At 60.6% G+C, this 15443-nt stretch carries 7 protein-coding genes and 1 pseudogene; 3 read left to right on the top strand and 5 right to left on the bottom strand.

Annotated elements, in window-relative coordinates; all coding sequences use genetic code 11:
* Positions 1–68: 68 nt before the first annotated feature.
* On the bottom strand, positions 69–2315 hold the full coding sequence (locus NR126_RS01575; protein WP_027620914.1) for a TonB-dependent siderophore receptor: 2247 nt from the start codon (positions 2313–2315) through the stop codon (positions 69–71).
* A 172-nt stretch (positions 2316–2487) separates the two neighbouring features.
* Complete coding sequence (locus NR126_RS01570) at positions 2488–4227, bottom strand: phosphoethanolamine transferase CptA (RefSeq protein ID WP_027620915.1); 1740 nt, start codon at positions 4225–4227, stop codon at positions 2488–2490.
* 240 nt (positions 4228–4467) lie between these two features.
* On the opposite strand from NR126_RS01570, the pseudogene NR126_RS28930 reads away from it, so the two are divergent.
* A pseudogene (locus tag NR126_RS28930) lies at positions 4468–6327 on the top strand (dermonecrotic toxin domain-containing protein); the annotation flags it as partial.
* Between the two features lie 3055 nt (positions 6328–9382).
* On the opposite strand, the gene NR126_RS01560 reads toward NR126_RS28930, so the two are convergent.
* Entirely contained in the window at positions 9383–9556 is a 174-nt protein-coding gene (locus NR126_RS01560; RefSeq protein ID WP_177327292.1) for a DUF6026 family protein, read from the bottom strand.
* A 245-nt stretch (positions 9557–9801) separates the two neighbouring features.
* Between NR126_RS01560 and gnd the strand changes: the two genes are divergently transcribed.
* On the top strand, positions 9802–10806 hold the full coding sequence (gene gnd, locus NR126_RS01555) for a phosphogluconate dehydrogenase (NAD(+)-dependent, decarboxylating) (RefSeq protein ID WP_256351128.1): 1005 nt from the start codon (positions 9802–9804) through the stop codon (positions 10804–10806).
* Positions 10803–12323 carry a glucose-6-phosphate dehydrogenase gene (gene zwf / locus NR126_RS01550; RefSeq protein WP_027620918.1) on the top strand — a complete coding sequence of 507 codons (1521 nt, stop codon included), beginning with the start codon at positions 10803–10805 and terminating at the stop codon, positions 12321–12323. Before gnd ends, zwf begins: the two co-directional genes overlap by 4 nt.
* Before the next feature lie 38 nt (positions 12324–12361).
* On the opposite strand, the gene nhaB is transcribed toward zwf, so the two are convergent.
* Positions 12362–13864 carry a sodium/proton antiporter NhaB gene (gene nhaB / locus NR126_RS01545; protein WP_256829530.1) on the bottom strand — a complete coding sequence of 501 codons (1503 nt, stop codon included), beginning with the start codon at positions 13862–13864 and terminating at the stop codon, positions 12362–12364.
* A gap of 95 nt (positions 13865–13959) precedes the next feature.
* Positions 13960–15258, bottom strand: coding sequence for a hypothetical protein (locus tag NR126_RS01540; RefSeq protein WP_256829528.1), 1299 nt, complete (start codon positions 15256–15258; stop codon positions 13960–13962).
* Positions 15259–15443: the final 185 nt, after the last annotated feature.

Here is a 15443-nt window from a genome sequence, read left to right as displayed (position 1 = left end):
TGCCAGTCGCTGCAAATGTTGCAGATAGACCGCCATCGCGAGCAGGCTCGCTCCTACAGTTATCTACGTTACATCCGGTAATCCAGGCTCAACGTCACCGTCCGCGGATCGCCCCAGAACACGCCGTTGTAGAAACCAACGTTGTCGTAATACCGCTCATCAAACAGGTTATCGACGTTCAACGAGGCGCTGAGGTTTTTGTCGATCTCATAGCGCGACATCAGTTTCACCACCGAGTAGCTGCCCTGATTGATCCGGCTGCGCTCGGTGACAATTCTTCCATTGGCGTTACGCCCCACCGGACGGCTGGCAGTGCCGTAAATGTCGCTCTGCCAGTTCACCGCGCCGCCTACCGTCAACGCACTCCATTCCCCCGGCAAGCGATAGGCCGTGGACACCCGCAGCATGTTCAGCGGTTGCGCGGTGTTATTGCGTTTGTCTTCACCATTCACCGAGTGGGTGTAGGTGTAGCCGGCAGTCATGTTCCAGCCTGACGACACTTCGCCGGACACCTCGGCCTCAAAACCATTGACTTTGTTGCCCTTGCCGCCGGATTTGAAGAACTCTTCGCCGGTCAGCGGATCCGGTGGCACCGAGTCGTCGAGTTCGGCGACGTTATCCTGCTTGCTCCAGAACACTGCGGTGGCGATGTTCAGGCGCTCGTCCAGCAAACTGCCCTTGAGGCCCACTTCATAGTTCTGACCGACGATCGGCTCCAGGTATTTGCGGCTGGAATCGCGTTCGGTCTGCGGCTTGAAGATGTCGGTGTAGCTGACGTAGGCGGTGTACTCCGGGGTGATGTCGTACAACAGGCCGGCGTATGGGGTGAAGACGTCGTTTTCCACCTGGCTGCTGTGGTCGTTACCGGTGCGTTCATTCTGATCATTGAATGAGTAGTAGTTGCTGCTGGTTTTCCAGCTGCCATAACGACTGCCCAATACCGCGTGCCATTGATCGGTGAGGCTCAGGCGGGTGGCCAGGTAACCGGCTTTCTGCCGGGTGCTGTCGTTGGAGCCCTCGATGCCGGTATCGGTGTCGCGGAACTTGGCAATGTTGCCCATGTATTTCCAGTCGGGAATATTGTCGTAGCCCGGCGGCGTCGGCGCCTCCACCAGATACGGGCTGGAGGCGCTACGTTCGGCTTCGCCGTAGCCCACCATCAACTCGTGCTCGCGACCGAGCAATTGATAAGGCCCGGCAAAGTTGAAGTCATAAACCTCCATCTTTTGCTCGCCCTTCATATGGCTGCGATACGCCACCATGCCGCTGCGGTCGTCGTTGGGGTAACCGCCACCGCCGTAGTAGACCTTGCCGTCGGTGTCGCTTTCGCGATGGGTGTAGGCGGCTTTCATGTGCCAGCCGTTGCCCAGGTTCTGATCGAGGTTGGCAAAGGCGGTCTTGTCCTTCAGCGGCCAGGAACTCCAACTGGTCGCCATGTTGGTCGAGCGTGGCAGATTGGCCTTGTCGCCATTGGAATTCCAGTACGGCACGGTGCCCCAGGAGGTGCCCTGGACCTGTTTGTCCTGATAGTCGTAACCCACCGCCAGCACGGTGTCGTCGGTCAGATCGGCTTCGAGGATGCCGTAGCCGACCTCACGCTGCAGTTGATAGTGATCGCGGAACGATTTGCTGTCGCGGTAGGCCAGTACACTGCGACCCCGCAGGCGACCATCGAAGGCCAGCGGTCCGCCGACGTCGACGTAGCTGTAGTAATCGTCGTAACTGCCACCACTGACACCGGTTTTGGCTGCCCATTCGTGGGTCGGGCGCTTGCGCACCATGTTGATGGTCGCGGACGGATCGCCGGCGCCGGTAGTCAGGCCGGTCGCGCCGCGTACCACTTCGATGCGGTCGTAAATGATGGTGTCGGAATCGGACTTCATGCGCCCGAAGGTATTGAGCATGCCATCGATCTGGAAATTGTTGATCGAGTAGCCGCGAGACGAATAGCTGACTCGGTCGGAATCGTTGTGCTGGACGACGATGCCGGTGGTCTGACTCATGGCTTCTGACAGGGTCGACAGCTTGAAGTCGTCCATCTGCTGGCGGGTGACCACGGAAACCGACTGCGGCGTTTCCTTGATCGAAAGATTCAACCGAGTCGCGGTGCTCATCGCTCCAGTGGTGTAGGAATCGGTATTTTCGGTGGTGCTGCCAAGGGCGGCAGCATTGACGTTGGTGGTGTCCAACTCGAGTGCCTTGGCGGCAGGCTCCTGCTGTTTATCAGTCTCGCTGTCCGCATGGGCGGTAGGGCACAGGGCAACACTGCACAGGCCCAGGGTCAGGGTCATGGAACGGGTAATGGGCGCGAACATCGCAGCCGACTCCTTGTCTTCGGGTGGAAAAATTCCGTTTGCTCAAAGACGAAGGGCGATCAGAGAATTTAGGCTTATTGCGAATAATTATTAATATTCTTTGCGTTGGGCTAGCAGGGCTGCAAGCCCAACGCTAGAAAAGGGGGCTGTTACCCACCCCCGAGGTACCCATCTATTGCTTGACGACGGCCGCTGCAGGCGCCTTCGGCTTCATCAGGCTGAAGTCGATCAGGGCTTTCTGTTCGACCTCGTAGGGATTGCCGATCAGCAGCGGGCGTGGCTTGAAGCTGTCGCTGACCAGGCTCTTGCTGCGGTCCAGTTCGTCGAAGCTCAACCCGGCGAGGTCGGCCCAGGTGTGGATCAGGTGCGAACTGCTGTAGGGCCGCTGCAAGTCACCGGCGAAGTTCCAGTCGTGGTTCGCACGCCATTTCGGCGAGGCCCAGGCCATGAACGGAATGGTGTACATCGGCGCGGTCGGCTTGGCTTCGTTACGGCCCAGGGTGTTATGGCCGGCCGAATCGAACACGTCTTCGCCGTGGTCGGAAAGGTACAGCAGGAAGCCGTTCGGATCGGTCTTGGCGTAGTCCTTGATCAGGCTGGAGACCACGAAGTCGTTGTAGCGCACCGCGTTGTCGTAGCTGTTGTAGGTCGGCAACTGGTCATCGCTGACCCCGGGCGGTACACCCTGGCGATCCTGGAAGGTGTCGAAGGTCGGCGGGTAGCGGTACTGGTAGCTCATGTGCGTGCCCAGCAGGTGCACCACAATGAACTTGCGTGGCGCGCTGTCGGACAGGGCCTTGGCAAAGGGTTCCAGCACATCGCCATCGTATTGACGGGCATTCTGGTTGCGGTTGTTGTTCAGGTACACCTGTTCATCGGCCTGTTCGGAGAAGGTCGTGAGCATGGTGTTTCGCTTGGTCATGGTCTGCTGGTTGGTGATCCAGTAGGTCTTGTAGCCGGCCTGTTTCATCATGCTGACCAGCGACGGGGTCTTGAGGTACAGGTCCGGGTTCTCTTCATCGGCAAAGGTCAGGACCTGTTGCAGCGCTTCGATGGTGTAAGGACGCGGGGTGATGACGTTATCGAATACCGCCAGTTGATCCTTGAGCTTGTCCAGTTCAGGCGTGGTCTCGCGCGGATAACCGTACAGGCTCATGCGCTGACGGTTGGTCGATTCGCCGATCACCAGCACCAGGGTCGCCGGCTGGTTGGCCATGGCGTCCTTGAAATTGTGCAGCGGCGGGACCTGGCTGGCGTTGTCGAGCATGCCTTGCATGCTGGCGAGGGTCTCACCATAGCGACGGTAGGCCACCAGCATCTGCCAAGGCACGGCCGGTTCGATACGGGTTTCGAATTTCTCGTAGCCGGCGGCCAGGCTGCCGGTGCGCGCCGTCTGCTTGACCAGCGGGTAACCAACCACCGCCACCACAATCGCCGTGGCTGCCAGCAGCGCCTTGCCACGGGACAGGTACACCGGGCGCAGGCGGCTCCAGAGGAACAGCGCCACCAGGGTATGGGCGAGGAACGCGGCGACCATCCACCAGGCAAAGTACTGCGTCATGTACTCGCCAGCTTCCGAGATGTTCGACTCGAACATGATGAAGATGACGCTTTGCGAGAACTCTTGCTGGTAGATGAAGAAGTAGCCCAGGCTGGCCATCGAGCAGGCCCAGAGGACGACGCCAATCACCGCCGCCAGCACCCGCGTACGTGCCGGAAACAGCAGCATCGGGGCCAGCCAGATGGCGCTCATCACGAAAGCCTGGCGGAAACCGCTGAAGCCCGCGGTGCCGGTCAGCAGGATCAGCAGTTGGGTGATTCCGGAAAAATACCAGAAAAACAGGAACAGCCAGCCCAGGCCAGCCCAATCAAAGCCTTTTGCAGGCGTACTGCTGCGTTCTAACGTCGCCATCCAGCGCTCCAGCATGATTCATGACTTCCAGCACCGGACGAGTCAGGGCGCTGATCAAAAAAAACGCTCGAAAAACGAGCGTCAACAGTGCCTTACAGTATCTGTAACGGCATGTGAAAAGTTCGTGAAGTACGCCACCGAAGGTACCGGGTTACCGCACCCGGGGCCCGCCAATGGCATTACATGGGGGGCTGCAGGCGAGGGCGCCTGCATGCGAACTGACGACAACAGGACGTTGCAATGACAGACACCGAGCTACCTTTCGAACACTACTCCGACACTCTGGCCCAAGCGGTCCAGGCAGAATTCAAGGGCCGGCCCATCGTGGTGACGGCGGCCCTGAAGCAATTCACCCGTGCACTCAATAACCGTTTCCCGGGGCAGACTATCGATGTGTTGAGCACCTCCCTCAATTCGCCCAACTGGGTGCAGGGCTCCGGCCCGGAGACCGGGAAAATCGACGGCCATACCACGACACCGTTGCTGGAAGTCATGACTCATGCCATCACCGGCCGCGCGCAATTGCTCTTCAGCAATGAGCATTACCTGACCGATGGGCGCGACCGCCGTCTTGCGCTGGACATGCGTGAAGTCGAAGACCTCTTGCGCCGTCTGCCCAGGGTGCTGGTTGCCGCCATGCAGGAGGCTCTGACGGATTATTGGAATGAACCGGCGCTTGATGGCACGCAACGCTGGCAATGGCTCAGCGACGTGCTCAGGAGCGCTGCGCTGGTGAGCATGGGGCCGGCGGGCAGTGCCGCGTCCCTTGACGAAGCCCAGGCCGATAGCGTGCTGCAGGTCCTGCGTTGCCCGGTCAAGGAGGATCGGGCCCAACTGTTCGGCGCCGATTGCACCCGGGTTTATCTGATCGATTACCACGCTCGCGCCGGCACTGCCGAAAACGCCCACTTGGCGGTTGACCTGTTGCTCGTGCGCAAGTTGGCTCAGCGCGAACTGGTGCTGAGCCTGAACACCGCCGGGAACATAGAAAGCTATGGCAGCCTGCAGGCATTTGCCGATGCCGAGGGCGACAAATGGGGGCGCAGGCGGGCGATCGATACCCTCCAATTGCAGCCCTATGAGTCGATTGGCGATGCTTTTGTGACTCAGGCCCAGGCGTTGCTGAATAACCAGTTGGAGGGCTTGAACTTCTTCGGCGCCGTTGCAGGCCAGGACTTGAGCGTCCTTGAAGATCGGTTGGCGCGCCTCACCGACCTGGCCCCCCACCTGCTGAAAAACAACCCTGGCGCTTATGAGCACGTCCTCTACCAGGAAGTCAGCAACCAGCTTCCCGACTGGCTGATTCAGGCCTCGCCCCGTCAGGCGCAGGCCTACAGCCGCTATTTATTCAGGCTCGGCGCGTTGCAGCAGGCCACCAAAGGCCAGGCCTACAGCCACGATATTCCGAGTGCAGAACAATTCGCCCGGCAGGCCTTGCGCAGTGCCATGACCCGTTTTGGTGAAGGGGTCGACCCGGACCTGATCGAAATCACCCAATACCGCAACGAGGATGGATTGCTGGTGATCGTCGGGCCGGCGACCGGGCGCTTCACCGGCGAGACCCTGAGCCTGACCCGGCGCGCCCTGAATAATCTGGCGGGGATTCCATTCCTGGCGTCCGAATTCAAGTGCAAGGACGGCTCGCCGGCCCCGGCCTGGATGACCCTGGACAGGGTCAGGGCGCTGATAACGGCCGCCGACATCGGCAAAGCCTATCCGGCGCTGGTCAAGCGCCTGCTGCTGGATGAGCCGCTGGAACGGGCACCCCGGGAAAGGTTGTTCAGCGAACAATTGCGCATTCAGTTACCGATGTTGGCCTTGGAAAACAGCATCCGCGGCCGCTCGGGTTGCAGCGAAGCCGGCTATCGCTGCCTGGCCGCCGCGCTGCAGGCGGATCCCCAGGCCCGGCGCGTCAGTGGCCAGGTGATGGTGACCAAAACCCTGGCCTTCAAGGCCGATGTATCGAACGACAGCCACAGCGTGAGCAACATGTTCATCTTCGGCCCCGAGGATGCGCAAGCCGGGCCGCACATTCTCTACCGACCGCTGTACCCCGAGGCGCTGATCGAATTTGCCTCCCTGGACGCCTTGCTGGCAGAAATCGTCAGCGACAGGCCGCGGCCGGACAACCCGCAAGCGCCATCACTGCAGAAAACCGTCCTCGCCTGGATGAGCCCCGAGGCGCAGAGAATCTACGGTAACGGCGGCTTCCTTGAGCCCCATCCGGTGGGTGTGCTGTTTGGCGCCGACCTGCTGCCCTCACATCCCGCCAGATTGGCCTTGTCCACCCTTGAGGGGGATGTCGTGGCGCAGTTGTATGTCGCCAACGCCAACGTCCTGGCTCAACTGGCGGACGAGCAAACCGTGTCTAACGCCGAGCAGCGCTGGAACACCCTGCAGCAACTGGGCGAGGCCGTATTCAATGGCCTGCTCAACGCGGTGCTGCCTTTTCTCAGCGGTCCGGCGGCGACGGTGGGCTGGCTATTGACTATGGAAATCTCGACGCTGCAAGCCCTTGAGCCGCTGACCCAGGACGATGCAGAACCGTTGAAAGCATTTACCTTCAACCTGCTGATCAATCTGGCAGTGAGCTTGCTGGTCCAGCGCCTGTCGTCGGTGATCAGTGCGCCGGTCAAACCCTTCGATCATCACTCGACGCTGCCGCGCCGCGGGGCGGTGCAGGTCAGCGCCACCCTCAAACATCCGATCGGGCCTGGCGCGGCCAGTGCCATCAGCGACAGTGCGCTGGATTTCTCGACCCCGGTCAGCGCCGACTCGCGACAGTTACTCGAACGTTTCCTGAACACCGCCCAGGTCGGTCGCGGGGCGGTCATCGACACGCCGGCGCCGCCAGACGTGGCGGTGGTGAACGGGCGCTGGTATGTCCAGGTGCCGGCTCGACTCAGGGGCTATGGCTGGGCCAATGTCGAGCCGGCGGAAAACGGCAATCTGCTGGTTCTTGATCATTTGGGTCGGCGAATTAACGGACTGGAGCTTAGCCCCCATGGGCAGGGCTTCTGGGACATCGCCCCGCAAATGCGTGTGCGCGGTGGCGGGCCGGGTATGAGTCGCTATCTGTCGGACGTCTTCGCCGATTCGGCGTTGCGCGCGCGGCGTGCCGAGACGGCGATGAAAGTCAGAAAGTTGAAAGAGCGTATCGGCGAACTGGATGCCAGCATTGCCCAGGCAGAGGAGATAAGTCAGGCGGCTCAGCACAATGCTCAGGCTCTGGCCGATGAAATCGCGCGGATTAACCAGCAAATCGAGACGGCCAGCGACGACCGGCAGAATCGATTGAAGGACGAGCGTGCGACCTTGCGCAAAAAGCTGCACGGTGCCGATATCGACTACAAGAAAAAGGCCAGGGTGTTTATTAACGGCTATCTGGACCGAATCAAGTTGGGCGAGGAGGTCGCTGCGTTGCTGGCAAAAGATCCGGATTACCAGCGCGAGGCCATTTTCGCCAACCTGCTCGACCTGGTGACCTGCTACGGCGCGGTCGATGAAAACCTGATCAGGGTCACGGCCGTATGGTGGGAGTTGGGGCTGTCGGTGCGCAGCGTGTTTCCGCTGGCATTCGAACAGCGGACCGTGCAGACCGACGTGCCCTACAGCGTATTGCTGGAAACCCGCAAGCGCGTGCTCAACGGTTTCCCGGAGCGCATCCGCATCAGTGCCGCGCTGGAGCAGTCCATGACCGAGCTGGAAGCGCTGGATCGCAGTCTGCGCAAAGGCTATCTGCAAAGAACCGGCTACCTTTCGCCGGAAACCCAACGACTCAAAGCGCTGGTCGACAAGCGAGACAAGAATACCGACTGGCTGATCCTGCATGAGCTGATGTGCCTGCGCGGTGCTCTGGCCGGTGATGCGGCGCTGGAACCGAGCCTGGCAGAACTGGCCGGGCTGGAGGGCCTGGCCAAGGCCCGGCTGGGAGCGGTCACCGATGGCGTGCTGCGGGTGCGCGCGACCCAGGGTTTTGATCCACGGCAGCGGGTGGAGTTTCTCCAGGAAGCGATCAGCGTCTATAACGATGCGCAGTTACTGGCGGCCAACCTGCGCAAGGTCGGTGATCGACCCAGCTACGTCGCGCAGTTGTTCCTGGAGAAGTTCCTCGAGGCCCTGGCACGGATGCGTGCCATTGCCGAAGCCGAACTGGGTGAGTCGATCAATGAAGACGTCGAGCAGGCGCCGGAACAGCCAGAGCAGGAACCGGCGGTCACACCTGCACTGAAAAAAAGCCGCAAGCGCACCCGGCGGCCCAATGAACGACTGATCAAGACGGCAGAAGGCTTTCGCGTCGGCGATGTGCGCGAGTCCAGTGACAGTGAGCCGGACGAAACGGTGGTGGTGCATGACCAGGCCACCGAGCAACAGATCATTTTCTACAAGGACAAGGAACAGGACATTTACCGCCAGCGCCCAAATGCGCCGGTCGAGCCGCCGCTGCCCGTCAGGCCCACTCAGGCTCTGAAAACACTGATGGACAGGGGTAATGCAATGCTCAGCGGGCTGGACCTGCTGATTGCCAACTACAGAAAGGACGCCTTTCGCTACCGCGAGCCCGCCAGCCTGGAGGATCGCTTTTTGTCGCAGACGAACAAGTTCAACGAGTTGGCAACTCAGGTCCGACAGGCCATGCAAAACAAGAAGGGTGAGGAGTGGGCCAGCGCAGTCAAGGTCTTTCAGGAACTGAAAAACGCCGGTGAACAGTTGGCCAAAGAGGGTCGCAGGCTGCGCATCGAATTGACCAAACAACTGCCGCCGACCGCCGGAAGCTTCGAATACCTGCTGCGTGAGGGGGTGGTGCGGATCGAGAATCCGTCCTGGACCGACAAGTCCACGCCCGCCCAAGCGGACTTTTTGCTGGAGTACGAGATCATCGACAACAGCAGTCGCGGTCGCCGCCAGGTGTTGTGGTATGCCCACTTCCATGGCTCCGCTCGTTCGGTTCAGCGGTTGACCGAGGGCCACTTGAAACTGGCGCGCCTACGCTTTGTCACCGTGCGCGATCAGGTGCAGCATCCTGAACTCTATGCCGATGTGGTGTATCCGGGCGGTATGCGGATGGCGTTCGCCAGGCAGCACTTTTTCGATCTGCTGCCTGCGGCGTGACGATGGGCGATGCGCCTGCTGCAACGGCAGGCGCATCCGAGGGTCAATCCAGAGGGCGTAGCAGTGCTGGCTGTGCGCTATCAACGCGTAACTGTTGGCGCAGTTGCGCGACTTCCTGGAGCAAGCGCTCACGGTCGGCCTTGAGTTGTTGCAGTTCGTCACGGCGAATGGTGACGTACAGGGTCTGTGGCGGCAGTGCGTTGACGACGGTGCCCATTGATTACCTCGCTGTTTTGACACGGTGGTTCGAGCGCCAAGGCGCATTCGAGACCACTTTCGGCGCCGATTCTGATTTCTTTTGCCTGTCAATGGAACTTTTTTATTTTACGTTGTCCTTGTGTCTTCGTCATCGTTTGGGACGTTATCCCTAGAGTTCAGGCAAAATGCCCGGAAACTATGTAGCAGCGCACTGGACTAAGCTTGACTGAGTCCGGGGTACTATTGACCTTTTGACACACATTTATTCGCAGTAAGGAGCATCAGCACATGCAATTGGGGATCATTGGACTGGGCCGCATGGGCGGCAACATTGCACGGCGCCTGATGCTCAACGGGCATAGCACTGTGGTCTATGACCGCAACACCGCGTTCGTTGACACTCTGGCCAAAGAAGGCGCTACCGGCGTTGCCGACCTGCCGGCATTGGTTGCCGCCCTCGAGCAGCCGCGCGCGGTCTGGGTGATGTTGCCCGCCGGCGCACCGACCGAAGACACCATCGACGCCCTGAGCGAATTGCTCGACGCCGGTGACGTGATCATCGACGGCGGTAACACCTTCTACAAAGACGACATCCGCCGGGCGAAAACCCTCGCCGAAAAAGGCCTGGTGTACATCGACGTCGGTACCTCCGGCGGCGTCTGGGGCCTGGAACGTGGCTACTGCATGATGATTGGCGGTGATGCCGAGCAGGTGTTGCGTCTGGACCCGCTGTTTGCCGCACTGGCGCCGGGCATGGGCGATATTCCTCGGACCAAGGATCGGGTCTCCAGCGATGACCGTGCCGAGCGTGGCTACATCCATGCCGGCCCAGCCGGTGCCGGGCACTTCGTGAAAATGATTCACAACGGGATCGAATACGGAATGATGCAGGCCTTCGCCGAGGGCTTCGACATTCTCAAGACCAAATCCTCGGAAATCCTCCCGGAAGATCAGCGCTTCGACCTGAACGTCGCCGACATCGCCGAAGTCTGGCGCCGTGGCAGCGTGGTTTCCTCGTGGTTGCTCGACCTGACGGCCGACGCCCTGGCCAGCGATCCGAAGCTCGACGGTTTCTCCGGCTCCGTGGCCGACAGCGGTGAAGGTCGCTGGACCATCGAAGCCGCCATGGAGCAGGCCGTACCGGTGCCGGTATTGTCCAGTTCGCTGTTCTCGCGTTACCGCTCGCGCCAGCAGGGCGCTTACGGTGACAAGATCCTGTCGGCCATGCGCTTCGGCTTTGGCGGCCACGTCGAGACCCCGAAAAAATGACCGCGATCCGCAAGAAGTCCAAGGTTCAACCCGCTCCACCGACCACGCTGTTTCTGTTCGGTGCCCATGGCGACCTGGTCAAGCGCTTGCTGATGCCGGCGCTGTACAACCTCAGTCGCGACGGATTGCTGGGGGACGGCTTGCGGATCATTGGCGTTGACCATAACGCCAGCACTGACGGTGAGTTCGCCGGCAAGCTCGAAGCGTTCATTCGCACCGAGGCGGCCAACAAGGTCGGCAACGGCCATGATTCCCTGGATCCGGCGCTCTGGGCCCAGTTGGCCAAGGGCATCAGCTATGTCCAGGGCGATTTTCTCGACGACAGCACTTACCAGGCGCTGGCGGCGAGCATCGCAGCCAGCGGCACCGGCAACGCGGTGTTCTACCTGGCGACAGCGCCGCGCTTCTTCAGTGAAGTGGTGCGCCGGCTCGGTGCCAATGGCTTGCTGGAGGAGGGTCCCGAAGCCTTCCGCCGGGTAGTGATCGAGAAACCCTTCGGCTCCGACCTGCAGACCGCCGAGGCCTTGAACGCCTGTCTGCTCAAGGTCATGTCCGAGAAACAGATCTACCGGATCGACCATTACCTGGGCAAGGAAACCGTGCAGAACATTCTGGTCAGCCGGTTTTCCAACAGCCTGTTCGAAGCCTTCTGGAACAACCACTACATCGACCACGTGCAGATCACCGCTGCCGAAACCGTTGGCGTGGAAACCCGGGGCAACTTCTACGAACACACCGGCGCCCTGCGGGACATGGTGCCCAATCACCTGTTCCAGTTGCTGGCCATGGTGGCGATGGAGCCGCCCGCGGCCTTTGGTGCCGATGCGGTGCGTGGCGAAAAGGCCAAGGTGGTCGGGGCGATCCGCCCGTGGTCGACCGAAGAGGCCCGGGCCAATTCGGTGCGAGGTCAGTACACATCCGGCGAAATTGCCGGCAAACCGGTGGACGGTTATCGCGATGAACCCAAGGTGGCTGCGGACAGCAGCACGGAAACGTTCGTCGCCTTGAAAGTGATGATCGACAACTGGCGCTGGGTCGGAGTGCCGTTTTACCTGCGTACGGGCAAGCGCATGAGTGTGCGTGACACCGAAATCGCCATCTGCTTCAAACCTGCGCCCTATGCGCAGTTTCGCGACACCGAAGTCGACGAGTTGCAACCGACTTACCTGAGAATTCAGATTCAACCCAATGAAGGCATGTGGTTCGACCTGCTGGCCAAGCGCCCAGGCCAGGCTTTGGACATGGCCAACATCGAACTGGGCTTTGCCTACAAGGATTTTTTCGAGATGCAGCCCTCGACGGGCTACGAGACGCTGATCTATGACTGCCTGACCGGCGATCAGACCCTGTTCCAGCGCGCCGACAATATTGAAAACGGTTGGCGCGCGGTGCAACCCTTCCTCGATGCATGGCAGGAAGACGCCAGCGTGCAGTCCTACGCTGCCGGCGAAGACGGCCCAAGTGCCGCCGACGAGCTGCTGACCCGTGACGGTCGGGCCTGGCATCGCCTGGGTTGAATCACCCAAACCCCGGCGCGAACGCCGGGGTTTGTCGTTTACAGCCAGTAACTCACCGCGTACCAGCCCAGCACGCCCATGACGCAGGTGTAGGGCAGTGCCATCCAGACCATGCGCCCGTACGACAGGCGAATCAGCGGGGCAATGGCCGAGGTCAGCAGGAACAGGAATGCGGCCTGGCCATTCGGAGTCGCAACGCTGGGCAGGTTGGTGCCGGTATTGATGGCGATCGCCAGGGTCTCGAAATGCTCGCGGCTCATGTGCCCGGCGGCAAACGCCTGCTTGACCTCGGTGATGTAGATCGTCGCGACGAACACGTTATCGCTGATTGCCGACAACAGGCCGTTGGCAATAAACAACATGCCTGGCTGCTGCTCAGCCGGCAGGGCCAGCACCCACTCGATCAATGGCCGGAACAGTTGCTGGTCGTGAATCACCGCGACCACGGCGAAGAAGGTCACCAACAGTGCGGTAAAGGGCATGGCGTCCTTGAATGCGCTGCCGATCCGGTGCTCGTCAGTGATCCCGGTGAAACTGGCGATTAGCACGATGACCATCAGGCCGATCAGCCCGACTTCGGCGATATGCAAGGCCAGACCGACAATCAGGATCAGCGCCGCCATGCCTTGCACCAGCAGCGCCGCGCGTTGCCGGGCGGTGCGTTCGGCATTGTCCTGGGCCGCATAGTCGGCCAGCACGGCGCGCACGTTGTCCGGCAACAGGGTGCCGTAGCCGAACCAGCGGAGTTTTTCCAACAGCACGCAGGTCACCAGGCCTGCGGCAAACACCGGCAGAGAGACGGGCGCGACCTTGTGGAAAAACTCGGCAAAGTGCCAGCCCATCTCATGGCCGATCAGCAGGTTCTGTGGCTCGCCCACCAGGGTGCAGACACCGCCCAGGGCTGTGCCCACGGCGCCGTGCATCAACAGGCTGCGCAGGAACGAGCGGAACTGTTCGAGGTCGGCGTGGTGCAATTGCGGCAGGTGCTGGTCATCGCTGAACTCACTGTCCTGACGCGGATCTTTGCCCGACGCCACCCGGTGATAAACCGAGTAGAAACCCACGGCCGCACTGATGATCACCGCCGTTACGGTCAACGCATCGAGAAATGCTGAAAGAAACGCCGAGAGAAAGCAGAACATCAGCGCCAGTAAGGCCTTGGAACGCACCCCCAGCAGTAGCCGGGAAAACAGGAACAGCAGCAGGTCCTTCATGAAGTAAATCCCTGCCACCATGAACATCAGCAGCAGGATCACCGGAAAGTTGTGTTGCAGCTCGTCGTACAGCGCCTGGGGCGTGGTCATGCCGAGCAGCAGGGCCTGGATCATCAACAGTCCGCCGGGCAGCAGCGGGTAGCATTTGAGGGCCATCGCCAGGGTGTAGATAAACTCGGCCACCAGCAGCCAGCCAGCGGCCACTGGCCCTGCCGTCCACAACAGCAGCGGATTGATTATCAGAAAAGCGAGAATGCTCGCCTTGTACCAGCGCGGTGAATGCCCGAGGAAATTATGTGCAAACGCCTGGGCCATTGAACCGGACATCGGCGACTCCTTTGTTTAAGAAGCGCGCAACTTGCCGTAACACTCGGGGAAGATCAAGTTCTTGAGTTTTATTGCTGTTCATGAGCGCCAGACATTTACGCCCGGTAGCGCACCAGCACCGCGCGATAGTGGCCGTCCAGCGAATAGCCGGCGACCACAACGCGCTGGCTATCCTGCAGCGCTATCGCCGTGGCGGTATCCAGGCTGCGGCCCAGGCGCGTGCGGACCCAGCCGTTACCCTCAGCGAACTCCAGGTCCGGGCGGCCATCCGGCAGGTGGCGGGCGAGAATGAAGTCGGCCTCCACGCCGCCAACGGTTGCTCCCACGCTGTACACGCGGCCATCAGCGCTCGCCGTGGCGGCGGTCCATTGGCTTGGGCTGTGGCCGATAATGGTCAGACGCGGCAGCCCGGCATTGCTGCGGCTGTCCGCACGACCATCGCGGCGAACCGTCAATGACAGGCAGTGCATGGGATCGCGACTGCTGCCAAAACACAGCAGGTTGCCATTGGCCTGCTCAATCACCTGACTGACCTGGGCGCTGCGTCCATCAATGCTGAAACCGAGAAAACCGTGTTCACCGAAGCGGCCGTCCAGTTGTCCGTCCGAGTCAAAGCGTGCCAGCAACCCTTGTTGCGGTGTGTCGATGGATCCGGCGACGACAATCGCCCCGTCTTTCTGCACCAGCAAGCTGGACAGCCAAGTGTTGAGCAATAGATGGCGCACCATCACAAAGCCCCGGCCATTGAACGATGGGTCCAGATCACCTTGCGCAGTCAGGCGAATAACAATGCCGACGTGGTCGGAGAATTCGTATTGGTGGTTGGCCAGCAACAGCATCCGCCCGTCGGCCTGCACCTGTACATCACACGCCTCGGCGCCCGGCACACCGGGCGGCAGCCAGGGATCCCGCACGCCCTGGGACAGATTGCCGGGCAGGCGTACGACCTTAATGCCCTGATCGCAAAAGGACCGGTCCAGGTTGCCGTGCTGATCAAACAGCGCGAGGGCGGGCAGGGTGCATTGGGGATTTTCATACATGAGGCCGGACAGCAGGATGCGGCCGTCGGCCAATAACTGGATTTTGCCAGCGGTCGACTCGCACCCCGGTTCGAATTGCCCTACCAGGCTGCCCCCGGCGGCGAAACTCTGGTCCAGCGAACCGTCCGCCTGCAGACGGGTCAGGCCATATTGGCAACCGTGCTCACCCGCGACCTTGGCGGCGACCACCAACCGGCCTTGCTGGTCGACGACGACATCATTGGCCATGCTCCAGAGGCTGCCTGGAAAGTCGAGCCAGGCTTTGCCATTGGAAGCAAAGGCCGTGTCGAGTTGCCCTGACGCATCAAAGGGGAGACGGAATGCAATGGTGTCGTGGATGGAGTGGACTGACATGACGCTTCTCCTTGCGAGTCGACCAGATCCAGTACCGAGGAGGTGGTTTCACATTGGAGTTATTCAAGCGCTGAATGAAATAGTGCACAACTGTCTGAAATCACCGACGGTGCGGCGTTATGTGCCAGAACAGTGTCTTTGTAACCCGAAGTTGCAAGTTAAGGTAAAAACAGTCGTTTATTGTT

The organism is Pseudomonas sp. Pse1 (genome assembly GCF_024519635.1).
Lineage (GTDB): Bacteria > Pseudomonadota > Gammaproteobacteria > Pseudomonadales > Pseudomonadaceae > Aquipseudomonas.
The sequence above is the reverse complement of the archived record's forward strand: the minus strand, read 5'-3'. Positions and strand labels throughout refer to the sequence as shown.